The sequence below is a fragment of the uncultured Pseudoflavonifractor sp. genome (genome assembly GCA_904419835.1).
In the GTDB taxonomy this organism is placed as follows: Bacteria; Bacillota; Clostridia; order Oscillospirales; family Oscillospiraceae; genus Pseudoflavonifractor.
Genome location: CAJFTA010000046.1, coordinates 6,722 through 30,722 on the forward strand (window position 1 = coordinate 6,722; position 24,001 = coordinate 30,722).

Below are 24,001 nucleotides of genomic sequence, written 5' to 3' on the forward strand. Positions count from 1 at the left end.
GTTCATGTCATGGAAACGCATGGTTGCCATCCCGTCCACATAGATTTCTGCGTCTGCCAGCAGTTCCTTGAATTTTTCATGGGAGATAATCTCACACAGTAGCCGGTTATTGAAGCGTTCACTTTTCAGCAGTTCCACGACTTCATCACTCACAGGCTGAGCACAAGCAGCAAACTCAACAGTCGTTTTTTCATCTTTCCCTCTCCTTATCTGCCCATCTGCATGGAATCCAGCAGTTCGCTGATGGAAGCGCGGACGTAGCAGGTCCCGTCGTCCCATACTACCTCATCATCTACCAAACGGGCCGTCTGAAACAGTTCCAACGATGACAACCGCCCAAACCGGATGGCGCGGACCCGCTGCTTCATGTTAATGACCGCCTCGCTTCCATTGGGAAAAAACAGCCTGAGCTGATAGCCGGGAAGCACTTGGAGCGTTACTCCCGTGACAGCCATGGTGCGACCTCCTCCCTGAATAAAACAACAGCATGGGAACTCTGTGCTCATTATACAGAGTTCCCATGCTGTCCACATCCCCCGAACGGGGGATTTTGGGGGCTATTTCAGCAGATTCACCAGCTTGCTCCGGCGGTCGATGTTGGTTTTGTTGAAAATGCTTCTGATATGGCTTTTCACAGTCTCCTCAGAGATAAAAAGCCTCTGGGCGATCTCTTTGTTGCGCAGGCCATCCACCGCCAGCTGAGCCACCTCCCGCTCCCGGTCGCTGAGCTCCGTCATCTGGTCCGGGTACTTCTCCAGCATGGCGAAGATCCGGCTCTCCTCCGCTTTTGTGTAGTGGATCTCCAGGGCCTTGATCTCTTCAATGGTCTTGGAATGCTTCTTCTTTATGGATGGAAGCAAAAACAATACCGACAAATATTTCCTGAAGCAGGCCAGGAAGGTATAATTTTTGTCCTGCTCCGCCAGGGACAGGGACTCTTCCAGCCATTCCGCCGCCCTGGGGATCGCCCCCATGGCCAGGTAGCACAGCGCCAGTCCCACACACATAAAGTTCCGGGTCGAGAGGGAGATGAGCCGGCTGTCCAGCTGGAGAGAGGCTTCCACGCTGGCGATTGCCCGCTTGTACTCCTTCTTCAGGATGAGGTCGGCGATGCGGTTGGTCTTGGCCATGAAGTTGGTGAAGGTGAGGTCGCCCAGCACATCCGCCGAACCCCTGGCCCAGGCCGCGGAGCGGTCCGGCTCCATCATGAGGCCCAGCAGATAGGTGCGGACCGTCTCGGCCATCTGGGTGTTGATGGCGGTGTGCTGCAAAAATGGGCAGACCAGAGCCTTTGTTTCCAGGTATTCGATGGCCTTCTGCAGGGAGATCATGTCCGACTGATAGATGGCGTTGATGCCCAGCAGCAGGACCGCGCCGTAGGTCACGGAGGCGTTGTGCCACTGCTCGGACAGCATCGCAGCCCGGTGGGCGTAGATGTCCGACTCGTCAAAGCGGCCCTGGACGCTGAGGGCCTCCCCCATGTACAGCTCGTAAGCCCCTGCGCCGTGATTGCCGGTGAGGGAATTGTAGACCTCCAGCATATCCCGCAGCTCCTCTGCCGTCTCCATCATCTTCCCCGGCGTGCGGTAGAAGAGATACCACATGGAGGTGGTTCCGAATATGTACGGCTCACGCTCGTTGAAGAGTTGGGAAGGCGCGGTCATCAGGGCGGCGGCTTTCTCATATTGTGCCTTCATTCGGGAAATGTCGGGAAAGTCCCGGAAGGCGGAGAGCAAATGCCTGTGACACCGAAGCATGCGTCAAAGTTAGCCGCCGGCAGAACGGCCCACTTCAAGTCCTCCGGTTTAAAATGATAGGCCGTCAGCGTCATCACTATCTCCAGGGGCACTCCTTGGGGTGCGAGGCTTCGGAGCCGGCCAGTGCGGGAAAAGTTCCGTCTTCCCGATTCGAAGCGGCCTCAGTTCCAGAATCCGAACCGGGAAGCCGTCAAAGCGCAGGTCCCGCTGTCCCCTGGCGGTTGGCGCAAGCAGCGGAGGCTGCATCGTCACTGCGGAGCGTTCACAGAGCTGATAGGCTGGCGTGAGCTCATTTCCGTCTGCTTCATTCTACCATAAATCATTTCAAAGTTAAAATGAATACTACTCCCGCTTCTTTTGAGGCGAGAACAGCATTCAAATTTTTGAACTGACGGCGCCGGCGCGGAATGTGATGGAGCATATCTCATCTGTCACCGCCGTCCAGACCGCAAAACGGCGGCCGGACACGGTGTTCCACTCCGCTTTTATCGGTGGCGGCAGCCTGGCCCGGCCGTTTGGCGCGGAGCCTTTTCCCGGCCCGCGCAGAAAAAGTATGGCCGTCCCTTGGAATTGTACTGCTTATGGGACTCTTCATGTGCTATATTATAGGCAAACCAGAGGCGGAAGAGATATTCTTTACCCGCATGCTCTACTCCTGCCTGGTGTACGCCGGTTTCCTGAACACAGAGGCCTTTAGCAGGCCGCTGCCGGACAGAGAACAGCGCCTCCATAGAACGGCTGTGGGGCAGGCTGCAAAACTTGGTTCCCGCCCCGCGGGGAGCCGAACCGGCAGTCCTCTGGCCCTGCATAAAGAACCGTCCCGATTTGTCGCTCCCCACATGGGGAACGTGGATTGAAATTGGCGCGTTGGCAAGGGATATGCCGCCAAACTGGAGGTCGCTGCCCACACGGGGAGTGTGGATTGAAATGGCAGCGCCGGGACGGGACTTGCGGCCCCGGCCAGTCGCTCCCCGCACGGGGAGCGCGGATTGAAATCTGCGAATTTAGAAGCCCTCTCTGGCGGGAATCGGGTCGCTCTCCATACGGGGAGCGCGGATTGAAATACGTTCTGGGTGATGCCGGTGGGAATGCCTCCCCAATCGCTCCGTGGGAATACCCGGTTCGAAATACGCCCGGCATCCTGCGGAGGTATTTCCCCGTGGGTCACTCCACCCCGGGGAAAAAATTACCGTGCCCCGGCAAAAGCCAGGGCACGGTAATTTTTTCAAAAAGTTTAGTCGAAAATATATTACGCTTTCCCTCTCCGTCATTTCAGGGAAAAATACTGCTCCCGCCGGTCCACACCGCCGAAGAGGTTGTTGTACTGCACCTGCCGGTACTGCTCAATCAGGCCGGTGTATTCGTTCTGCTCCAGGTGGCTGTACGCATGGCCGCCGGCATCCGTGTACCCCACAAAGGTCATGGCGGGCAGCCGCTCCTGCACGTCCCAGAGGAAATCGTTCCAGGCTGTCCCCTCCAGCCCGGCGCAGCGCAGCGCATACAGGGCCAGGAAGTTCAGACTGGTCACCTGGGGCACCTCCTCCGGGAGGGGGTAGTTGGCCCACACCACAAAGGGCACCTGGTACTTGCCCATGTACTGCTCCATGGTCATCTCAGCCTGGGTGACGCCGTAGGCTTTGTCCAGGAACGCCTGCTCCACCGAGGGCTGGTGGTCTCCGAACATAACCAGGATGGTGGGCTCGTCCAGCCGGGAGAGGTACGCAATCAGCGTCCGGAAGGCCTGGTCGGTCTTGTTGGCCAGGGTGAGGTACTGCTCGGCCATGGGGTACTTCCCCGGCTCATCGGCCACCGTCACCTCTGCCGGGTAGTCCTCCACGGTATAGCCTCCGTGGTTTTGAATGGTGACGTTGAAAAGGAAGAGCGGTTCTCCCGCCTCCTTGTGCTCCAGCTCCCATATGATCTGTGCAAAGTCCGACTGGTCGCTCACATAGCCGTGCTCCATGGTCTGGGGCACATTCATATCGTCGCCGCACTTGTAGCTGTCAAAGCCCAGCAGGGGATAGGCCCGGTCCCGCTGCCAGGAGGCGCGGGTACCGGGATGGAAGGCCAGGGTGCTGTAGCCCTGCTCCTTCAGCAGGGAGGCCAGGGAATAGGTGGGAGAGAGCACATACTGCTGGTAGGGGATACTCCCCGAGGGGAGAAAGGCCATGGAATTCCCCGTCAGGAACTCAAACTCGCTGGCGCTGGTGCCCGCGCCGAACACGGAGGCGTAGGCGTGGCCGAACACCGCGTTGTCCAGCCCGCTGACATAGTCCACCACGCTCTCGCTCAGCTCCAGATTGCCGAAGAACTCAAAGTCCGCCCAGGACTCGTTCATAATGGCGATCACATTGGGCCGCTCCGGGGCGTCCGCGGCCCCTGACGGCCCCGACGCCTGGGACATGAGCCGGTCCACGCCCTCCGGAGAGGTATCCGCCGGCTCGTCCACCTCCAGGAACTCGGTGTTGCGCAGGAACGTGGCCAGGCAGCCGCCGGTGCGGTAGGACCCGGCGGGGTCCCACACGTCGGTGGTCACGCCCAGCTCCCCCAGCCGGCCGGTGGGGATCAGGAAGCACAGGCAGGCCAGTCCGGCGCACAGCCAGCCCAGCCGCCCCTTCCAGCTCTTCAGCCGGAGCCTGGTCCGCACCCGCTTCAGGCTCAGGGCGCACACCAGGGCGATCATCAGCGCTCCCGCCAGGCACATCTGCCAGGTGGGGACAAACTGGTAGCTCCCCGCCACATCGGCGGCGGTGCCCAGGGCGGAGAAATCCCAGGGCAGAATGGGCGTGCCCCGGAAGCGGTTGACAAAGCAGTTGGCCGCGCCCCACAGCCCCGCCGCGATATGGACGCCGCAGCAGCAGAGCCAGACCTGTCCCGTCAGGCCGCAGAGCGGCCAGTAGATCAGGGCGATGCAGAGGGCATTTGCCGCTGCCGCAGGCAGCGGCATGGCCCACGGCGGTACGCCGTAGGCCAGCTGCATCAGCCACACGGCGGTGAAGGGCGCGAGCAGCAGGACCGCCAGCAGGGGCAGCAGCTGGCTGGCCGTGAGGACGGCATGTCCTTCTCCCCGCTCCGGCCCGGCATGATATGTTCTCTCTCGTCTCAGCAGTTGGTTCATTTGTATCAGTTCCCCCGGAACAGGATGTAAGGCGCTGTCGCTATAATGTAAGGTGTTATTATAGCGCAGGAATCAGATTCTGTCAAAAACGGTCTCCCGCTGCGGGAGACCGTCTTGGGCTTTCGAAAAAGTGGCTTCCGCCACTTTTTCGAAGGAGCTTCATGAAATTTTCACCTCGATTTCTGATGAAATTGTCGGCAAGAATTTCATGAGAAGTGTCATTTTCGAGGCGCATGTCCCCGAAAATGACGGATTTTCATTTGATTCCGTCATCTGCGGATGACGGAACTCTGCGAGGCTTGACGGAACTCTGCGAGGCTTCCCCTTCTGGGAGATTTTTCGACAAGCTGTGACGGTCTCCCGCTGCGGGAGACCGTCTCTGCCTTCTTGTCAGACCGATGCCCTTCAGGCCTGCTCCGGCACTATGGCTGCCCCGGCCGGCTCCAGCTTCATCACCGACACCTCAAAGGCGGTGCGGGTCAGATTCTGTCCGTTCTCCACCTTGATGTACTGCCGGCTCTGAAGCCGGCCCTCCAGCCGCACCCCGTCCCCCACGCCGAGGGAGGCGCACCGCTGCGCCAGGGAGCCCCACACGATGCAGGGCAGATAGTCGGCCCGGCCGTACCGGCGGTTCACCGCCAGCATCAGGTCGCAGATATCCCGCCCCAATGGGGTGCGGCGGAGCACCGGCGGCTTGCACAGCACTCCGGCCAGGGACAGGTCGTTGGCGTGCTCCCCCTCTGCCGGGCGCAGGCTGCGGGCGAAGAGGGTGATGACCAGCCGGCTGCCCCGGCCGCTCTTGTTGTTAAAGGAGCGGACCTCCCCCTCGATCTCCACCTCCGTCCCCGGCTCCACCGGGCACTGCTCCAGCTGCCCGGCGGAGATCACCACGTTGATCTGGTCCTCCGCGCCGGACAGGCGCTCCACCCGCAGGGGAAAGGTCCAGTAGGTGACCCCCCGGTTTTCGTGGGAGACCACAGGCGCCGCCGCCGCCTCGCCCCGCAGGAAGGCATGGTTCTCGTTCCAGTCTGTCTGCATACCAATCCACACTCCCGTGTCATTTCTCAGGATGTGAGATATATATGCAGGTTTGTCCCCCGCTATGACCATACCCTCAGGCCCCGTATTCCGCGGCAAAGGCCAGCAGCCCCTCCCGGTCCCGGGGGGCCACCTTGACGGCGTAAAGCTCATTTCCGGCGGGCACCAGCTCTTTCAGCGCCTCCAGCTCGGGGGCGTGCCCCAGATCCAGCCCATCCACATACAGCAGCACCCGCTTGCCGGTAAAGGGATGGTTCTCCAGGTACCGGCGCAGGGGCCGGGCGGTCTCGCCCATGTAGACGGGGGTGCCGAACACCAGCAGGTCATAGTCTCCTGGGGCGTAGGGCAGGTCCTCCGAGGGGTGGTTCACCGTCACGGCGTAGCCCATCTCCGCCAGCCGGGCGGCCAGGGCCTCCGCCTGGGGCACGTTGCGCCTGCCGTTGGACGGCTGATACAGGAGCAGGGCCTTCCGCGCCCCCTGCCCCAGCCGCTTCTCCGCCGGACGGCGGCGGCTGTCCCGGATGCTGACCGTGAGCTTGAAGAAAATCAGCAGCCCCACTCCCGCCGCAGCCAGCAGGGACAGAACAATAAACAGTATATTGAGCAGCAGATCCATGGAAGATATCCTCCTTTTCCAGGTGCAGTCAAAGCATAGCAGAGAGATCTTATTTCTTCCATGGAGCTTTTATTAAAATAAGTTAAAGTTTTGGTGTGCAGAGGCAGAGCGCGCCAGGGCTTGACATTCTCCCCCGTCCTCCCTATGATGAAAGCAGCATCCCCGAAGAACCCCGGCAACAATATGTCAGGGAGGCGATGTCCTTGTCACAATCCACACAGACCCGGCTCTCCGGCCTGGACGTCCTGCGTAATGTGTCCATGTTGATGGTCGTCCTGCTCCACGTCTGCGGCGCGGGCGGCCTGCTCGCCGCCCTGCCCCCCGGCTCCCTGCGCTGGTGGGCCCTCTGGGGGCTGGAGGCCCTGTGCTCCTGCGCGGTGAACTGCTACGGCCTGCTCAGCGGCTACCTGGGCGTGGGACGGAAGCACTCCCTCTCCCGGCTGGGCTCCCTCTGGCTCCAGGCCGCGTTCTACTCCGCCGCGCTCACGGCGCTGTTCGGCCTGCTGGCCCCCGGCTCCCTCCGGGTACGGGACATAATCGCCCCCCTGTTCCCGGTGCTCAACGGCACATACTGGTATTTCAGCGCCTACTTCGCCCTCTTCCTGCTGATGCCCTTCCTGGACAGCGCCCTCGCCGCCCTGTCCCCCGCCGCTGCCGGACGGCTGGCCGCTGTGCTGATTGCCGTCTTTTCCCTGGCCGACTTTATCTCCCCGGAGGAAGTTTTCTCCACCCGGGGCGGGTACAGCGTGGCCTGGCTGGCCGTGCTCTACCTGCTGGGCGGCTGCCTGCGGCTCCATCCCCCTGCCCGGCTGCCCCGGCCCTGGCTGCTGCTGACCGGGTACGCCGGCTTCTCCCTGCTGGCCCTGGCGGGCAAGACCTTCGGTATGTCCCTGCCCGGCCCCTTCTTCAAGTGGGGGACCCTCCTGTCCTACACCTCTCCCCTCATGCTTCTCTCCGCCCTGTGCCTGTTCCTGGCCCTGTGCCGCCTGCCCGCCCTGCCCGCCCCGGCGGCCCGGGCCATGTCCTTCTGTGCGCCGCTCTCCTTCGGCGCGTATCTGCTCCACGCCCACCCGCTGGTGTGGTCCCACCTGCTCTCGGGCCGGACCGCCTTTCTGGCCCAGTTCTCCACGCCCCTGTGTCTGGCAGGCGCTCTGGCCGTCGGCCTGGCCATCTTCGCCGTGGGCATCGGCGCGGACTATGTGCGCAGCCTGATCTTCCGTGCAGGCGAGCGTGCCATCGGCCGCCTCCGGGCCGGCCGCGGCGCGCCGGTAAATTGACTTTCCCCGCCGTATCGGCTAAAATAATGGCTGCTGAATAAACCGCCAATCGGTTTATTCGCGCGGCGGTAGCCGCGTAATTCCATAAAACGGCTCCTTTGAGCCGCTTTTATGGAATTCAGCCATTATTGCAATGCGTATTTCCGCTGGTGTGTTGAGATGCACCAGCGGAAAGTGCAAGGGTTTTAGACCATTTCGTCCAAAACCCTTGCACTTGAACAAAGCCAAATGGCCTTGAAAGCTTTGCCTTTCAAGGCTTTCGGCTTTGCTCAATACGCATTAAAATATAGTACCTACTTTTTGAAAAGGCGGTGACTCCGTGACCTTTCTCACGCCCCAGTTCTTCTGCTTCTTCCCTGTGACGGCGCTGGTCTTTTTCCTGCTGCCCCGGCGGGCCCGCAACCCCTGGCTGCTGCTGGCCAGCTGGTTTTTCTACCTGTGCGCCAAGCCCATATACCTTACCTTCCTGCTCTTCACCATCGCCGCGTCCTACCTCACCGGGCGGCTGCTGGAGCGGAGCAGAAGCAAGGGGACTCTGGCGGCCTGCCTGGTAATCCTGGGCCTGCTGCTCTTTGTGTTCAAGTACCTGAACTTTGCCCTCTCCCTGGCCGGGCAGGCCCTGTCTGCCCTGGGCTTCTCCTTCTCGGCCCCGGTGCTGGACATTCTGATGCCGGTGGGCATCTCCTTCTACCTGTTCCAGGCCATGGGGTACGTCATCGACGTGTACCGGGGCAAGGTGCCGGCGGAGCGGGATCTGCTTCTCTACGCCCTGTTCCTCTCCTTCTTCCCCCAGATTGTCTCCGGCCCCATCGCCCGGGCGGACCAGCTGCTGCCCCAGTTCAAGGCGGAGCACCGGTTTGACTGGGACGAGTTCCGGGCCGGGCTGTTCCGGTTCCTGTGGGGCGCGTTCAAGAAGCTGGTGCTGGCCGACCGGCTGGCCGTGCTGGTGAACACCATCTTCACCGCGCCCCAGGACTTCGGCGCCCTCCAGCTGGCGGGGGCCGCCGTGGCCTTCTCCCTCCAGCTCTACTGCGACTTCTCTTCCTACTCCGATATGGCCCTGGGCACCGCCCGGGCCATGGGCTTCTCCCTGCTGGAGAACTTCCGCACCCCCTTCTTCTCCCGCTCCATCGCGGAGTTCTGGCGGCGGTGGCACATGTCGCTGTCCTTCTGGTTCCGGGATTACCTCTATATCCCCCTGGGCGGCTCCCGGAAGGGCACGGCCCGGAAGTACCTGAACGTGCTCATTGTCTTTGCCGTCAGCGGGCTGTGGCACGGCGCGGCCATGACCTTTGTGGTGTGGGGCGTGCTCAACGGCCTTTATCAGGTCATTGGAGGCGTCACCGCCTCTCTGCGGGGACGCCTCCACCGCGTCCTCCGCCTGAAGGAGGACGGCTGGCCCCTGCGTCTGTGGCAGATTCTGTGCACCTTCCTGCTCTCCACGGCGGCCTTTGTGTTCTTCAAGGCCGGGTCGGTCTCCATCGGGCTGGACATGCTCTCCGGCATGCTCCACGGCCCCCTGTGGGTCTTTACCAGCATGGGCCTGGACCGCTGGGAGCTGCTGGCGGCCCTCTTCGGCCTTATTGTTCTGCTGGCGGTGGACCTGCGCTCTGTCAACCACGACATTACCGCCGACTACCTGGCCGCCCCCCGGCCGGTGCGGTGGCTGGTGCTGTGGTTCCTGCTCTTCTCCTGCGTGGTGCTGGGCAGCTACGGCGCCGGGTACGACGCCCAGTCCTTTATCTATGGCTTCAGCTTCTGACCGGAAGGAGGACCCGGCTTGAAATCTCGTTTTCTCCGCAGGGAACTGCCGCTGGCCGCGGTTTTCCTGCTCATTACCGCACTGCTGCTCAATTTCGCCTCCGACGTGCTCCGCCCGGCCCACACGGACTACGGCTCCACCTGGAGCGCCTTCCGGGCTGAGCCGGAGGACAGCCTGGACGTCATCTATCTGGGCAGCTCCTACGCCTACTGCGACTTCAACCCGTCCATCGTCTACGACAACTCCGGCCTGACGGGGTACGTGATGGCGGGCTCGGAGCAGACCCTGTCCATCACCTACTGGTACCTGAAGGAGGTCTTTCAGACCCAGTCCCCCTCCGCCGTGGTGCTGGAGGCCACCTCTCTCTTCTTCGCCCGGTACCAGAACTACACCCAGCTCAACATCGACCTGATGCCCTTCTCCCCCAACAAGCTGGGGGCCATCTTCACCGCCGCTGAGCCGGATTTGCGCACCGGACTGCTCTTTGACCTGTGGTTCTACCACGGCCGGTGGCCGGAGATCCGCCCGGGGGACATCAGGCGGGCCCTGTTCCCCATCCAGCGGGACTACCTGAAGGGCTTCACCGCCATTGACGAGGTAAAGGAGGGCGTGGGCGAGGCGCCCTATGTGGCCGACCGTGAGGTCTCCGATGAGGACTACGCCGCCAACCTGTCCTGGCTGTCTAAAATCCTGGACCTGTGCGCTGAGCACGGGGCCACCCCCATCATCACCTTCAACCCCACCTACACCCGCTGCACCCAGGAGACCTATGAGCGCATCGGCCGGGAGATTCAGGCCCTGGACGAGAATGTGATCTTCTGCAACTGGAGCGAGATGTTTGAGGAGATTGGGCTGGTGCCCACCGCCCATCTCTACGACGGCGGCCACCTGAACCAGGACGGCGCGGCCGTCTTCTCCGCCTGGCTGGGGGAGTACCTGACCGAAGAGGCGGGCCTGGTCCCCCGGGAACAGACTGCCGGCAACGCCGCCCACTGGCAGGAATCGGCCCAGTGGTGGGAGGACTATCTAAAAAACTGAGCCACCAGGAGCGGCTGCCCGGCTCTGCCTCCCTGCTGCTCTCCTGCTCTGTCCGCCTCCGCACATAAAAACGCCGCGCTGTTTCTTTTGGAAACAGCGCGGCCTTCTCTTTCTCTTTTTCAGGTGCCCAGGCTGTCGTAGTAGACTACCAGCCAGTCCAGGTTGGCGAAGTCGTCCTCGCTCAGGTAGTAGTAGCCGTCCTCGTCGGGCTGAACCTGCACCAGGATGGAGGTCTCCTCCATGTAGCCCAGGGAGGGGATCAGGGACTCCAGCAGATCGGCCAGGCTCTGGCCGTAGTCGGCATCGTATGTATTCACATACCAGTCGGCATACTCGTCGTCGGTCATGGACTCCACGTCCACGTCGGCGTACCTGGCCTCAAAGTCCTCGCTGAAGTCATCCCAGGCTTCGTTGAGCTGGTCGATGATGTCGATGGGCTTCACCACCACCTTGACGGAGTAGCTGCCGTCCTCCATCCTGCTGGCCTCCTGGACGGTGTAGTCCGCCTTGGCGAAGATCTGCCGGTAGAGGTCGGCAAAGCGGGCGGTCAGCTCCTCGGTGGGGTACTCGATGGCCAGCAGGCCCATCAGATACTCCGCCTCGCTGGTCATCTTGCTGTCATAGGCCTCCTGGCACTCCTCCTGGGTGGAGTCGGCCACCAGGTCCAGGTAGCCCTGGTACTCGCCTTTGTAGATCACGTCCATCTGGGCTTTGACGTAGTCCACCGCAGTCTCCTCGGTGACGCCGCCGCCGAAGAGGCCGCAGCCGGTCAGGCACAGGACAAGGGACAGGGCCAGGGTGAGCAGGGCGGGCTTGCGCAGTTTCTTCATTCTCGGTTCCTCCATTCTCTGTATCAGTACAGCTATCCAGAGGGAGGCTCCGGCGCTTCAGGCAGGCCGGAGTGCTCCGCTCTGTCTATGCGCGGGACGGGGAATGGGCTTCTTTCCCGGCTGAGTGGCTTCTCAGCCGCACAGCTCGGCGATGGCCTGGGCAAAGATCTTGCAGGAGAGCACCAGGTCGGCCACGGGGATGCGCTCGTTGGGGCCGTGCATCCGGGGATCGGAGCCGGGCAGCTCGCAGCCGAAGGCCACTCCGCCGGGGATGTCGTGGACGTAGGTGCCGCCGCCGATGGCCAGGGGCTTGGCATCCTTCACGCCGGTGTAGTTCTCATAGCAGGTCAGCAGGGTGCGGACAAAGGGGGAGTTGGCGTCGGTGTGGTGGACGGTGGTCATGTCCCCGTCGCCGGTGACCGAGATGCCGTGGGCGGCAAAGGAGGCCTCGCAGGCCTTCTTGCAGTTGTCCTCGTTGGCGCAGATGGGGAAGCGCACGTCAAACTTGGCGCTGAAGCCGGTCTCGTCCAGGGTCATGAGGGCCAGGTTCAGGGTCAGGGGGCCGGACAGCTCATCCTCCTGGGCGATGCCCAGGGCCTTGCCTCTGGTGTCCCCGTGGGGGAAGAGGGTGTGCATGGACTTGATGGCTGCGGTGCTGCCGCAGTCGGCCAGAGGCAGACGGTCCAGCAGGGTCAGCAGAGCGGTGATGGCGTTGTTGCCGCCGTCCGGGCTGGCGGCGTGGGCGTTCTTGCCCGCGCAGTGGACGCGGACGCCGCTGTCGGCCTCCTCCACGGTAAAGGCGGCGCCGGTCTCCTCAGCGGTCTGACGGGCAGCGCCCTCCACGTCGGCGGCGGACACGCCTGCCACCACAGCCTCGGCCTCGGGGGGCACCACGTTGGTGCGGAAGCCGCCCTTCAGGCCGGTCACACGGGGCAGAACCTCAGCCTTGGCCCAGGTGCCGCCGAAGTCGGGGTGATAGTGGCCCTTCTCGATGTTGATGACGGGGAAATCAGCGTCGGGAGAGAAAGTATACTTGGCGTAGGGCTCGGTGGCGTAGTAGTGGGCGATGTCCTCGGAGCCGGACTCCTCGTCGGTGCCCAGGATCATGCGGGCGGAGTGGTTGAGCGGAATGCCCAGGTCCTTCACGCACTTCATGGCAAAGAGGGCCGCCACGGCAGGGCCCTTGTCGTCGGCCACGCCGCGGCCGTAGAGCACGCCGTCCTTCTCCACAGGGCCGTAGGGGTCGGTGTCCCAGCCCTTGCCCTCGCCCACCACGTCCATGTGGGCCAGAATGTGGAGAATGGTGTCCTTGTCGTTGAGCTCGGCGGTGCCCACGTAGCCGTCGTGGTTCTGGGTGGCAAAGCCCAGCTCATCGCACAGCTTCAGGGCCTCGTCCAGAGCCCGTGCAGGACCCTCACCGAAGGGCATGCCCGGCTGGGCCTCTCCCCGCACGCTGCGGATGGACACCAGACGGCACACCGCCGCCACCAGCTCCCGCTGCTTGGCGGGGTCGTCAAAATAGGCGCGAATCTGCTCCTCATATTTCATCATAAAAAGTTCCTCCTTGTCTCCGGCCCGGCCGGATATGGGTCTATTTCTCCTCTTCCTCTCCGCCGCCGCTCAGCTCCCCCAGGTATTTGTACACCGTGTACCGGGACACCTGGAGCCGCCGTGCCACAAAGGGCACCGACTTGCGGAAAGAGAAGGCGTTTTTCTGGTCCAGAAGGGCGATGATCTTCATCCGGTCCTTTTTGGTCAGAGCGGACACCGGCTTGCCCACGGCGCTGACGCACTCGTCAAAGATGGCGGAGAGCTGGCTGTCCCCGCCCCGCCACATGGCGCTCTGGAGGTCGGCCTCGGCGCTCATCAGGTCCACCAGGATCCGGTTGGCATACACCAGGGAGGTGTAATCAAAATTGATGCCCAAGGCCAGGTTGTACCCGTCCCCGATGAGGTGGAAGGTGCTGCTCTTGATCTGCTGGCCGCTGGGGGTGGTGGCATACAGGTTGACAAAGTCGGTCACCAGCGCCGTCTCATCCAGCGCCAGGTCCGTGCCCAGAATGTCCATGGTGGAGCCAACGGTCCGCCCGGAGATATGCCCGTTATAGATGGACAAAATGGGGTGGGTCGGGTCCCCCATGTCGTGGACCAGGGTCTCGCAGGAGCCGCCGAACATCTCCGCAATGCCCCGGGCGGTCCGATCCAAAAATTCAAAAGCTTCTTCCCGCGTCATTGCGGTTCCTCCCTCCGGGGAATTGGGGCGGCGGTCAGCCTGCCGCATTTTATCGCTAAAGCATCAATATTGTACCTCCCAGGGGCGAAAAATGCAAGGGATTTGCGGACCGCGCCTCTGTGCCCTGTGTTTGGAGTGTTTTTGTGTCAAAGACAGGCCTGGCGCCGCCGAAATTCAGGAGGCGCCAGGCCTGAAATGGTTAGAATATGCTTACGGATAGGCGTTGGAATAGCTTTTTCCCGCCTCCAGCTGGATATGCCGGGCGGCAAACAGCTCCTCCACCGTGACAAAGAGATAGCCCTGGGCGTGGAGTTGGTCCACAATCTGAAGGGCGGCGTCCACCGAGGCGGGGAAGATATCGTGCATGAGGACAATGGCCCCGTCCCTGGCCTGGGCCGTCACCTCCGCCACCTCCCGGGGGGCGTTCTGGTCCCGCCAGTCCTCCGGATCAATGGACCAGATGATGATGGGACTCTCCGCCCAGGCCTTGACCGAGGCGTCCGTCATGCCGTAAGGCGGCCGGAGGAGGAAATCCCGGCGCCCCAGAATCCCGGCCAGCAGGTCCCGGGTGCGGCCCACCTGGGCGTCAAAATCCGCCCGGCTCAGGCCGGTCAGCTTCACATGGTCATAGGTGTGGATGCCAATCTGGTGCCCCTCCTTTTCCATGCGGCGGACAATGTCCTCGTTGCCCTCCACCTGGGCGCCGATGAGGAAGAAGGTGGCATGGACGCCCCGCTGAGCCAATCCGTCCAGCAGGGCGGTGGTGGTGGAGCGGCGGGGGCCGTCGTCAAAGGTGAGGGCAATGAGCTTCTGCTCCCCGTCTTCGGACAGCACTGGCACCTGAGCCGCTCCCTCCGCCGTGACGGCGGCAGGCAAAGCGGCCCTCAGCGCAGCCCCCGCCATAAGGGCCAGCGCCAGGACCGCCGCGCCGCTCAAAAGAGCAAGTTTTCGCCTGCACCGCCTGTTTTCCATCCCGTCCGCCGCCTTTCTGTCTGTTCAAAGACAGTATGTGCGGCGGCGGGCTTTTTTTGTGATGCAATTTTTTCTTGTTTACTGTCCGTCCCTGGGGTCGGGGTCTCCCTCCAGAGAGATAAAGTAGCGGTAGTAGGGCAGGAGGAAGCTGTATCCGTCCACCAGCACCTGGGGCAGCTCCGGCGTGAAGAGCACGCCGCCGTTGTCGCACTCCCGGGAGAGCACCAGCCCCTTCCGGTTGTACCAGGGGGTCAGCAGCGGGGTGGTCTGCCCCTTGGGGCGCTTGTACTCCTCCCCTTCCAGCACAAAGAGGTCCTGCTTGTTGAAGGCCCTCACCAGCTTCTCAAAGGGCTTGGGGTCCCGGTCCAGCCGGGCACGGAACTTGGCCATGGTCAGGGCGCCTGCACACCAGTAGCCCAGGCCGTAGCTCCAGGACTCGGGGGCCAGCTCGAACCAGAACACCGGGCGGCCCGTCCACTCCTCGCCGCCCGGGTGCTCCATGGACAGCCACAGGTGGTCCTTATAGGGTCCCCGGCCGTGGAGCCGCCGGGCATCCCGGTAGATGCGGGACACCTTGAGCACCAGCCCCAGGTCCCCGTGTCGCTGCGTCATGTCGTCGAACACCTGCCGCCCCAGCTCCCGCATGGGGTTGTAGAAGTGGGTGAGGTACTCCTCCTTGTGGGCCTCAAACCAGGTCTTCTCGTTGTTGAAGCGGATGCCCCACATAAAATCTACCGTTTTGTCGCTGAAGCCCTCGAACACAGGCGTTCTCCTTTCTCTTCCCGGTTGACTTGGTTTTCATAATTTTATTATGGTTAATTTCCTTTTGCCGCCGCGGCCACAGAGTCCCGGAACAGCGGGTGGGCCTTGTTGGGACGAGAGGCGGCCGGCCGCCTCTTTCTCTGTCCCCACTCGCTCCCGGCTCCGCCGGAACCGCTCGGGGCTGACATAAGCCGTCCCGCGCCGGTACCTTAGCTCCCTCTCTTCTCTTTCGCCGCGGCCACAAAGTCCCGAAACAGCGGGTGGGCCTTGTTGGGACGGCTTTTGAACTCCGGGTGGTACTGCACGCCCACAAACCAGGGGTGGCCGGGCAGCTCCACCGTCTCCACCAGGCTGCCGTCTGGGGACAGGCCTGAGAGCGCCAGCCCCTTGGCGGTCAGAGTATCCCGGTACTCGTTATTGAATTCGTAGCGGTGGCGGTGCCGCTCGGAGATCATCTCCTGACCGTAGGCCTTTCGGATTTTGGTGCTCTCTGGGGTCAGGCGGCAGGGGTAGGCCCCCAGACGCATGGTGCCGCCCTTTTCGGTCACATTCCGCTGTTCGTCCATCAGGGCGATGACCGGATAGGGGGTTGCCGGGTCCAGCTCGGCGGAGTGGGCGCCGGTGAGACCGGCTGCATGGCGGGCAAACTCCACCACCGCCATCTGCATGCCCAGGCAGATGCCCAGAAAGGGCACGTTGTTCTCCCGGGCGTACCGGATGGCGGAGATTTTGCCCTCCACGCCGCGGCTGCCGAAGCCGCCGGGCACCAGGATGCCGTCACAGTCCTGCAGCAGCTCTGCCGCGTTCTCGTCGGTGACCTGCTCGGCGTCCACCCATTTGATGTCCACCTTCACGCCGTTTTCAATGCCGCCGTGGGTGAGGGCCTCCGCCACCGACAGATAGGCATCGTGGAGGGCCACATACTTGCCCACCAGGGCGATGCGCACAGTGCCCGCCGGGTGCTTGGCCCGCTCTACCATGGCCCTCCACTCGGCCAGGTCGGGGGCGGTATCCCCCAGGTCCAGACGGCGGCAAACCGCCCGGGCCAGGCCCTCCTGCTCCAGCATGAGGGGCACCTCATAGAGGATGGGTGCGGTCAGATTTGGGATCACATTCTCCGGGGCAATGTTGCAGAAGAGAGCGATCTTCTCCCGCAGGTCACGGGGCACCGGGCTGTCGCTCCGGGCCAGAATCACGTCGGGCTGGATACCCAGGCCCAGCAGCTCCTTCACCGAGTGCTGGGTGGGCTTGCTCTTCAGCTCCCCGGTACCCGGGATGGACACGATAAGGGACACGTGGAGGTACATCACGTCCTGTCGGCCCACCTCCTGGCCCACCTGGCGGATGGCCTCCAGGAAGGGCTGGGACTCGATGTCGCCCACGGTGCCGCCGATTTCGGTGATGACCACGTCCACCTCCTCCGACCGGCCCACCCGGTAGATCCGGCTCTTGATCTCGTCGGTAATGTGGGGGATGACCTGGATAGTGCCCCCCAGGTAGTCCCCGCTCCGCTCCCGGCTCAGCACGGTCCAGTACACCTTGCCCGAGGTGACCGAGGAGTTGACGGTTAGGTTTTCATCGGTAAAGCGCTCATAGTGGCCCAGGTCCAGGTCGGTCTCGGCGCCGTCGTCGGTGACGAACACCTCGCCGTGCTGGTAGGGATTCATGGTGCCCGGGTCCACATTCAGGTAGGGGTCGAACTTCTGAAGGGCCACCCGCAGGCCCCGCTGCTTGAGCAGCCGTCCCAGGGACGCCGCCGCGATGCCCTTCCCCAGCCCGGAGACCACGCCTCCGGTGACAAAAATATACTTCACTGCCATACTACAATTCCTCCCATCTTGCAGATGGGACCCCATTGTCCCGGGACGCCCTTGCCCCTGTCTCTTCTATTCTGTTTTTTTCCATACCCGCACAAAAAGCAAAACAGCCCTGGTACACTGTACCCAGGCTGTCCGGTACGTTTTATTTTACTCGCTCTTCCCCGCTCCCGTCAAGACAGAAGGTTCAATTTTCTATCGGGCCTATTTTACCGGATTCTTGCACAGATCATACGCCGCCCTGGTGGCAGTCCATCCTCCGGCGTGGCACACTGAGGATAGATTTCCCTTTTGTTTATGGCTCCTTGCGCAAGTCTTAAGGAAATCGTAAGGTGACGCAAAGCCTCTCTTTCACTTTTTCTCCTATACTGATTATATGCTGAAACGGATGAACAAAGGAGTATGAGCACCATGTGGAATTTCAAATACACCGCCCAATACCTGGCCTGTGTGGCCGATCTGGAGGCCCACCCCGACGTGCAGTCCATGCGCTTCCTCCCCCAGCACGCCAAAGGGGTGAGCACCTACGACCACTGCTGCCTGGTGGCCTACTCCAGCTTCCGCATCTGCGCCGCCCTGGGGCTGGACGCCCGCTCGGCCGCCCGGGGCGGACTGCTCCACGACCTGTTTCTCTACAACTGGCAGGACCGGAGCCTGCGCACCGCCCGGGACCACGTGTTCAACCACCCGCTCTACGCCCTGGAAAACGCCGGGGCCCGCTTTGTCCTCAACGACACCGAGCGGGACATCATTGCCACCCACATGTGGCCCCTGCCCCTCAACCGGTTCTACCGCCGCTGGGAGTCCCTGGTGGTCAGCTGCATGGACAAGGCCTGCGCCCTGGCCGAGCTGATGGGCCTGGTGCCGCTGCTCACCAGGGGCGGGCGTCTCCCCGCCCCTGCGCTGGGGGCCGCGCCGGATCGGGCCGCCCCCGCCGCCGCGAAGGCCGGTTGACTTCTGCCTCCCTCTGTGGTACCCTTTTTCCAAATGAAAAGGGGGAAACCATATGCACAGCCCCGCAGCGCAGTTTGTCCTCTCCAACGGCGTGTCCGTCCCCGCCGTTGGCTTCGGCACCTACAAGACCGGCGATGACGGCGGCGTCCTGTCCGCCGCCATTGAGCAGGGATACCGGCATTTTGACACCGCCTCCTTCTACGGCACTGAGGCCGCCCTGGGCCGGGCCGTGGCGGAGAGCGGCCTGCCACGGTCGGACTTTTTCCTCGCCTCCAAGCTGTGGAAAACCGAGATGGGCCGCGACGCCGCCCTCCGGGCCTTTGACGCCACGCTGGAACGGCTGGGCACGGACTATCTGGACCTCTACCTCATCCACTGGCCCAGGCCGGACCTGGAGCTGGAGGACTGGGCCGGGCTGGACCGGGAGACCTGGTGCGCCCTGGAGCGCCTGTATGAGTCGGGCCGGGTGCGGGCCATCGGGGTGAGCAACTTCCTGCCCCACCATCTGGAGCCCCTTCTCTCCTCCGCCAATGTGGCTCCCATGGTGGACCAGCTGGAGTTCCACCCGGGCTACGCCCAGGATGAGGCGGTGGCCTTCTGCCAGGCCCACGGCATTCTGGTGGAGGCCTGGAGCCCCCTGGGCCGGAACCGGCTGACGGGCCACCCTCTGCTCTCCCGGCTGGCGGAGGCGCACGGCGTGTCCCCCGCCCAGATCTGCCTGCGCTTCGCCCTGCAGCGGGGCGTGCTCCCCCTGCCCAAGTCCTCCAGCCCGGAGCGGATGGCGGAGAACCTGGATCTGTTCTCCTTCTCCCTGACGGAAGAGGAGATGGGCGCCCTCGACGCTATGCCTCCGGCGGGCTGGTCCGGGGAGCACCCCGACCGGCCCAGAGTACGGCCCGGGGAGGTGAATTGACACGGAACCCAAGGAACTGCTGAACTTTCTCCACACTGCCGAGAAGCTCAAGTGCAATACCCGCCACTCCTATACCTCCAGCTGGCGGCATGAGTCAGTGGCTGAGCACTCCTGGCGGCTGGCCCTGATGGCCTTTCTGCTGAAGGACCAGATTCCCGGCGTGGATATGGACAGGGTGCTGAAGATGTGCCTCATCCACGACCTGGGGGAGGCCATTACCGGCGACATCCCCACCTTTGAGAAAACCGCCGCCAATGAGCGCACCGAGGCAAAGGCCATTGACGGCCTGGTGGCCTCCCTGCCCCAGCCCCTCTCGGGAGAGCTGGCGGCCCTGTTCGCCGAGATGGAGGCGCTGGAGACCCCCGAGGCCCAGGTCTGCAAGGCCCTGGACCGGATGGAGGCGGTGCTCCAGCACAACGAGGCCCCGCTGGAGACCTGGATTCCCCTGGAGTATGCGCTCAACCGCACCTACGGCGCGGAGAACGCCGATCCCTTTTCCTTCCTGAAGGCCCTGCGGGAGCAGATGCGCCTGGACACGGAGGAGAAGCTCTCCGGCACAATATCCTGACCAAAATACGGAGGCGTCTCAGACGAGACGCCTCCGTATTTTTATCACTTCAGCGGCACGGCGTAGGGGGACATCTCCCAGCGGATAAAGTAGCCCTGGGGGTGCTTGCACACGGGACAGACCGCCGGGGCCGTGGTCCCCTCCACCACGTGGCCGCAGTTGAGACACGTCCAGCGGCACTCCACATCGCTGACAAAGAGCTTTCCCTGCTCCAGCAGGTCGGCAAAGGCGCCGAAGCGGTCTCCGTGGGTCTTTTCCACCTGGGCAATGGAGGAGAAAATACGGGAGATCTCAGAAAACCCCTCCTCCCTCGCCGTTTTGGCGAAGGCGGCGTAGTCGTTCTCCCACTCCTGGTACTCATTGTGCTGGGCAGCCCGGAGGTGGCGGAGCAGGTTGGGGAAAATATCCACCGGATAGGTGCCGTCCACCCGGATGGTCTGTCCTGAGAGCTGCTCCAGCAGGTCATAATACACCTTTGCGTGCTGCTCCTCCTGCCCGGCGGTAAAGAGCAGTACGCCCTGAAGCACCTGGAGATTATTTTTCCTGGCCAGACCGGCGGCAAAGGTATAGCGGTTGCGGGCCTGGCTCTCTCCGGCAAAGGCCCGCATCAGGTTTTCTCTGGTCTGGCTCTTGTCAAATGGAACGGACATAGGCAGTGCCTCCCTTATCATGGATATGGAAAGGATGCCCCGTCGGACGCGCTTTTATGCCGCTCCGCGCAAAAAGCCTGCCCGTCCCCCGGCTCTCAGGGGATGGGCAGGCTTTCTCTGCATGGTTACAGGTTCTTCTCCAGATTGGCCTTGATGGCCCGGAGGAACTCCAGGGAGGTGACGCCCCTGGCAGGGGTCTCCCCCTCCCACAGGCCCACCAGATCCTTGGTCATCACGCCGCCCTCAATGGTGGCGATGGTGGCTGCCTCCAGCTTGTCGGCGAAGGCCATCAGGCCGGCATTGCCGTCCAGCTCGCCCCGCTTGCGGAGGGCGCCGGACCAGGCGAAGAGGGTGGCCACCGGGTTGGTGGAGGTCTCCTCCCCCTTCAGGTACTTGTAGTAGTGGCGGGTGACGGTGCCGTGGGCGGCCTCGTACTCGTACTTGCCGTCGGGGCTGACCAGCACGGAGGTCATCATGGCCAGGGAGCCGAAGGCGGTGGACACCATATCGCTCATCACGTCGCCGTCGTAGTTCTTGCAGGCCCAGATGAAGCCGCCCTTGGACCGGACCACACGGGCCACAGCGTCGTCGATGAGGGTGTAGAAGTACTCGATGCCCAGCTCCTCGAACCTGGCCCTGTACTCGGTGTCGTAGATCTCCTGGAAGATGTCCTTGAAGGTGTGGTCGTACTTCTTGGAGATGGTGTCCTTGGTGGCGAACCACAGGTCCTGCCTGGTGTCGATGGCGTACTGGAAGCAGGAGCGGGCGAAGGAGGAGATGGAGCTGTCCTTGTTGTACTGCCCCTGGAGCACGCCGGCGCACTCGAAGTCATACACCGTCTGACGGAACTGCTCCCTGCCGCTCTCATCGGTGAACACCAGCTCGGCCTTGCCGGGGCCGGGCACCCGGTACTCGGTGCCCTTGTACACGTCGCCGTAGGCGTGACGGGCGATGGTGATGGGCTCCTTCCAGGTCTTGACCACCGGGGAGATGCCCCTGACCATGATGGGGGCGCGGAACACGGTGCCGTCCAGGATGGCGCGGATGGTGCCGTTGGGGGACTTCCACATCTCGGTGAGCTTGTACTCCTCCACCCGCTGGGCGTTGGGGGTGATGGTGGCGCACTTGACGGCCACGCCGTACTTCTTGGTGGCCTCGGCGGAGTCGATGGTCACCTGGTCCCGGGTCTTCTCCCGCTCGGGCAGGCCCAGGTCGTAATACTCGGTCTTCAGGTCAATGTAGGGAAGCAGCAGTTCGTCCTTAATCTGCTGCCACAGGACGCGGGTCATCTCGTCCCCGTCCATCTCCACCAGGGGGGTGGTCATCTTAATTTTCTCCATCAGGCTTCACTCCTTTGCCGCGATAACGCGTTTGCGTTATTATATCCTTTTTTCCCCTGTTCCGCAAGGTGGGAGCGGCAAAAGACTTTGGCGCCCCTCCGGCCCGCCGCCTTGATTTTCCACGCCGTCTGCTATATAATATAATATCTTGATTGTGCGGATTTTTGGCCGCAGAGGAGTTCGAAACCATGGAAAAAACCTATATTCCCCAGGGCTATGCCCCCTGTCTCAACCTGTATGACACCCAGAAGGCCATCGCCATCCTCAAGCGGCTGTTTGAGGACACCCTGGGCGGCGCGCTCCACCTGCGCCGCGTGTCCGCGCCCCTGTTTGTGGAGGCCAGCACCGGCCTGAACGACGACCTCAACGGCGTGGAGCGGCCGGTCTCCTTTGATATCCCCGCCGCCGGACACGACGCCCAGGTGGTCCACTCCCTGGCCAAGTGGAAGCGCATGGCCCTGTACCGCTACCAGTTCTCGGTGGGCGAGGGCCTGTACACCGACATGAACGCCATCCGCCGGGATGAGCAGCCCGACAACCTCCACTCGGTCTATGTGGACCAGTGGGACTGGGAGAAGGTCATCGCCCCCCGGGACCGGACGGTGGAATACCTCCAGGCCACGGTGCGCACCATTGTGGACTGCCTGTGCAAGACCCAGTCCACCCTCCGTTCCATGTTCCCCCAGCTCACCGCCCTGCCGCTCATCCACTCCCAGGTGTCCTTTGTCACCACCCAGGAGCTGGAGGACCGCTGGCCCGAGCTCACCCCCAAGGAGCGGGAGGACGCCTGGGTGAAGGACCACCCCACCACCTTCCTCATGGGCATCGGCGGCGCGCTGAAGTCGGGCAAACCCCACGACGGCCGGGCGCCCGACTACGACGACTGGGCCCTCAACGGCGACATTCTGGTGTGGAATCCGGTGCTGGAGCGGGCCTTTGAGATCTCCTCCATGGGCATCCGGGTCTCCCCCGAGTCCCTGGACCGGCAGCTCACCATCGCCGGGTGCGACGACCGCCGGGAGCTCCCCTTCCACAAGCTGCTGCTGGAGGGCAAGCTGCCCCTCACCATCGGCGGCGGCATCGGCCAGTCCAGGCTGTGCATGCTGCTGCTGGGCAAGGCCCACATCGGCGAGGTCCAGGCCAGCGTCTGGGACGGCGAGACCCTTCAGGCCTGCAGAAACGCCGGCGTCATCCTTCTGTAACCCACTCTTCCCACAGAAGATTATAAAGGAGCGGTATTATGCTTTTCTCTCACTATGACCGGTATCAGTATGCCCGCAGCCCCCTGGTGGAGGTTATCTGCCAGCTGCGGTTCCCCACTATTCTCTCCATCGCCGCCAATACCCCGGCGGACTTCCAGGATGCTGTCCGCCAGGAGTTTCCCCGCTTTACCAAAGTCCAGGAGCGCCCCGCCCCCAAGTTCGCCATGGTCGGCGGCGCGCCCAAGCTGGAGCAGCCCGAGCCCGTCACCAACTACACCTTTATCTCTGAGGACGGCCTGTGGAAGCTGAATCTGACCCAGAATTTCATTGCCCTGTCCACCCTGCGCTATCAGCGGTGGGAGGACTTTGCCCAGCGGCTGGACCGGCCCCTGGCCCAGTTCATCCAGATCTACCGCCCCGCCTTCTTTGAGCGGGTGGGCCTGCGGTACGTCAACGCCTTCTCCCGCCGGGCCCTGGGCCTGGAGGGCACCCCCTGGTCCGACCTGATTCAGCCCGCCTTCCTGGGTGTCATGGCCGAGCCCGATGTGGACGAGCGGGCGGTGGGCAAGTGCTCCCTGGACGTGAGCATGGCCCTGGATGCGGGCCGGAAGATGAAGGTCCACGCCGGCCCCGGCCTGCTGGGCGGCGGCAAGCAGGACAAGGAGGCCAAGTTCATTCTGGACGGCGATTTCTCCGCCGCCGGAAACATCGCCCCTGACCAGGTGGCCTCCGGTCTGGAGGATCTGCACTACCACGCGGTGCGCCTTTTCCGGGGCGCCCTCACCTCCGAGCTCCACACCGCCATGGGCGCTCAGCCCCTGGTCTGAACCCATTTCTCTCTCTGTTCCTCCCTGCCCGCCGGCCTGATGCCGGCGGGCATCAGGCTGTCGAAAAAGTGGCTTCCGCCACTTTTTCGAAGGAGCTTCATGAAATTTTCGCCTCGATTTCTGATGAAATTGTCGGCAAAAATTTCATGAGAAGTGTCATTTTCGAGGCGCATGCGTCATCTGCGGATGACGGAACTCTGCGAGGCTTCCCCTTCTGGGAGGTTTTTCGACACGCTGCTGCCCGCCGGCCTGATGCCGGCGGGCATTTTTTCATTTTTTCACTTTAAAACATTATTTCTCTTTTTTCTGTCATTTATGACAAAATTG

At 62.8% G+C, this 24,001-nt stretch carries 21 protein-coding genes and 1 pseudogene; 8 read left to right on the top strand and 14 right to left on the bottom strand.

Annotation, left to right across the window (positions count from 1 at the left end; all coding sequences use genetic code 11):
• From QZY67_RS11965 to QZY67_RS08720, 6 genes and pseudogenes are all read right to left on the bottom strand, one after another.
• Nucleotides 1-153, bottom strand: a pseudogene (locus QZY67_RS11965) (transcriptional regulator); the annotation flags it as partial.
• Nucleotides 154-206: 53 nt separating this feature from the next.
• A complete protein-coding gene (locus tag QZY67_RS08700) occupies nucleotides 207-455 on the bottom strand; it encodes a hypothetical protein (protein ID WP_295369740.1) in 249 nt (82 codons plus the stop codon).
• A gap of 102 nt (nucleotides 456-557) precedes the next feature.
• Nucleotides 558-1,697, bottom strand: a complete 1,140-nt coding sequence (locus QZY67_RS08705) for a LuxR family transcriptional regulator (protein WP_295369741.1) — start codon at nucleotides 1,695-1,697, stop codon at nucleotides 558-560.
• A gap of 1,327 nt (nucleotides 1,698-3,024) precedes the next feature.
• The gene (locus tag QZY67_RS08710) at nucleotides 3,025-4,875 is read right to left on the bottom strand and encodes an LTA synthase family protein (RefSeq protein WP_295369742.1); all 1,851 of its coding nucleotides are present in this window, start codon (nucleotides 4,873-4,875) and stop codon (nucleotides 3,025-3,027) included.
• A gap of 405 nt (nucleotides 4,876-5,280) precedes the next feature.
• Nucleotides 5,281-5,913, bottom strand: coding sequence for a single-stranded DNA-binding protein (locus QZY67_RS08715; protein WP_295369743.1), 633 nt, complete (start codon nucleotides 5,911-5,913; stop codon nucleotides 5,281-5,283).
• A 76-nt stretch (nucleotides 5,914-5,989) separates the two neighbouring features.
• On the bottom strand, nucleotides 5,990-6,529 hold the full coding sequence (locus QZY67_RS08720) for a hypothetical protein (protein WP_295369744.1): 540 nt from the start codon (nucleotides 6,527-6,529) through the stop codon (nucleotides 5,990-5,992).
• Between the two features lie 203 nt (nucleotides 6,530-6,732).
• Here QZY67_RS08720 and QZY67_RS08725 point away from each other — a divergent pair, with 203 nt between their 5' ends.
• The 3 genes from QZY67_RS08725 (at nucleotide 6,733) to QZY67_RS08735 (ending at nucleotide 10,606) form a co-directional block, all read left to right on the top strand.
• Nucleotides 6,733-7,806, top strand: coding sequence for an acyltransferase (locus QZY67_RS08725; protein WP_295369745.1), 1,074 nt, complete (start codon nucleotides 6,733-6,735; stop codon nucleotides 7,804-7,806).
• Nucleotides 7,807-8,125: 319 nt separating this feature from the next.
• A complete protein-coding gene (locus tag QZY67_RS08730) occupies nucleotides 8,126-9,568 on the top strand; it encodes an MBOAT family O-acyltransferase (RefSeq protein ID WP_295369746.1) in 1,443 nt (480 codons plus the stop codon).
• Nucleotides 9,569-9,586: 18 nt separating this feature from the next.
• On the top strand, nucleotides 9,587-10,606 hold the full coding sequence (locus tag QZY67_RS08735; RefSeq protein WP_295369747.1) for a hypothetical protein: 1,020 nt from the start codon (nucleotides 9,587-9,589) through the stop codon (nucleotides 10,604-10,606).
• A gap of 119 nt (nucleotides 10,607-10,725) precedes the next feature.
• Here the strand turns inward: QZY67_RS08735 and QZY67_RS08740 are convergent, their stop codons facing one another.
• From QZY67_RS08740 to QZY67_RS08765, 6 genes are all read right to left on the bottom strand, one after another.
• Complete coding sequence (locus QZY67_RS08740; protein ID WP_295369748.1) at nucleotides 10,726-11,436, bottom strand: hypothetical protein; 711 nt, start codon at nucleotides 11,434-11,436, stop codon at nucleotides 10,726-10,728.
• 132 nt (nucleotides 11,437-11,568) lie between these two features.
• Nucleotides 11,569-12,987 (bottom strand): M20 family metallopeptidase, encoded by a 1,419-nt coding sequence (locus QZY67_RS08745; RefSeq protein WP_366448959.1) that lies wholly within the window; start codon nucleotides 12,985-12,987, stop codon nucleotides 11,569-11,571.
• A 40-nt stretch (nucleotides 12,988-13,027) separates the two neighbouring features.
• Complete coding sequence (locus QZY67_RS08750) at nucleotides 13,028-13,669, bottom strand: helix-turn-helix transcriptional regulator (protein WP_295369749.1); 642 nt, start codon at nucleotides 13,667-13,669, stop codon at nucleotides 13,028-13,030.
• A gap of 210 nt (nucleotides 13,670-13,879) precedes the next feature.
• Nucleotides 13,880-14,641 (bottom strand): polysaccharide deacetylase family protein, encoded by a 762-nt coding sequence (locus QZY67_RS08755; protein WP_295369750.1) that lies wholly within the window; start codon nucleotides 14,639-14,641, stop codon nucleotides 13,880-13,882.
• A 78-nt stretch (nucleotides 14,642-14,719) separates the two neighbouring features.
• On the bottom strand, nucleotides 14,720-15,403 hold the full coding sequence (locus tag QZY67_RS08760; protein WP_295369751.1) for a DUF2461 domain-containing protein: 684 nt from the start codon (nucleotides 15,401-15,403) through the stop codon (nucleotides 14,720-14,722).
• Between the two features lie 209 nt (nucleotides 15,404-15,612).
• Nucleotides 15,613-17,223, bottom strand: a complete 1,611-nt coding sequence (locus QZY67_RS08765; protein WP_295369752.1) for a CTP synthase — start codon at nucleotides 17,221-17,223, stop codon at nucleotides 15,613-15,615.
• Nucleotides 17,224-17,631: 408 nt separating this feature from the next.
• On the opposite strand from QZY67_RS08765, the gene QZY67_RS08770 reads away from it, so the two are divergent.
• Genes QZY67_RS08770 through QZY67_RS08780 form a run of 3 tightly spaced genes read left to right on the top strand, consistent with a single transcriptional unit; the run spans nucleotide 17,632 to nucleotide 19,655 of the window.
• On the top strand, nucleotides 17,632-18,174 hold the full coding sequence (locus tag QZY67_RS08770) for an HD domain-containing protein (protein ID WP_295369753.1): 543 nt from the start codon (nucleotides 17,632-17,634) through the stop codon (nucleotides 18,172-18,174).
• Nucleotides 18,175-18,226: 52 nt separating this feature from the next.
• A complete protein-coding gene (locus tag QZY67_RS08775) occupies nucleotides 18,227-19,087 on the top strand; it encodes an aldo/keto reductase (RefSeq protein ID WP_295369754.1) in 861 nt (286 codons plus the stop codon).
• On the top strand, nucleotides 19,083-19,655 hold the full coding sequence (locus tag QZY67_RS08780; RefSeq protein WP_366448960.1) for an HD domain-containing protein: 573 nt from the start codon (nucleotides 19,083-19,085) through the stop codon (nucleotides 19,653-19,655). Before QZY67_RS08775 ends, QZY67_RS08780 begins: the two co-directional genes overlap by 5 nt.
• A gap of 44 nt (nucleotides 19,656-19,699) precedes the next feature.
• Here the strand turns inward: QZY67_RS08780 and rbr are convergent, their stop codons facing one another.
• Nucleotides 19,700-20,305 (bottom strand): rubrerythrin, encoded by a 606-nt coding sequence (rbr, locus tag QZY67_RS08785; RefSeq protein WP_295369755.1) that lies wholly within the window; start codon nucleotides 20,303-20,305, stop codon nucleotides 19,700-19,702.
• Between the two features lie 125 nt (nucleotides 20,306-20,430).
• On the bottom strand, nucleotides 20,431-21,645 hold the full coding sequence (locus QZY67_RS08790; RefSeq protein WP_295369756.1) for an NADP-dependent isocitrate dehydrogenase: 1,215 nt from the start codon (nucleotides 21,643-21,645) through the stop codon (nucleotides 20,431-20,433).
• A 188-nt stretch (nucleotides 21,646-21,833) separates the two neighbouring features.
• Between QZY67_RS08790 and asnA the strand changes: the two genes are divergently transcribed.
• Entirely contained in the window at nucleotides 21,834-22,847 is a 1,014-nt protein-coding gene (asnA, locus tag QZY67_RS08795; RefSeq protein WP_295369757.1) for an aspartate--ammonia ligase, read from the top strand.
• A gap of 38 nt (nucleotides 22,848-22,885) precedes the next feature.
• The gene (locus tag QZY67_RS08800; RefSeq protein ID WP_295369758.1) at nucleotides 22,886-23,674 is read left to right on the top strand and encodes a TIGR04255 family protein; all 789 of its coding nucleotides are present in this window, start codon (nucleotides 22,886-22,888) and stop codon (nucleotides 23,672-23,674) included.
• Nucleotides 23,675-24,001: the final 327 nt, after the last annotated feature.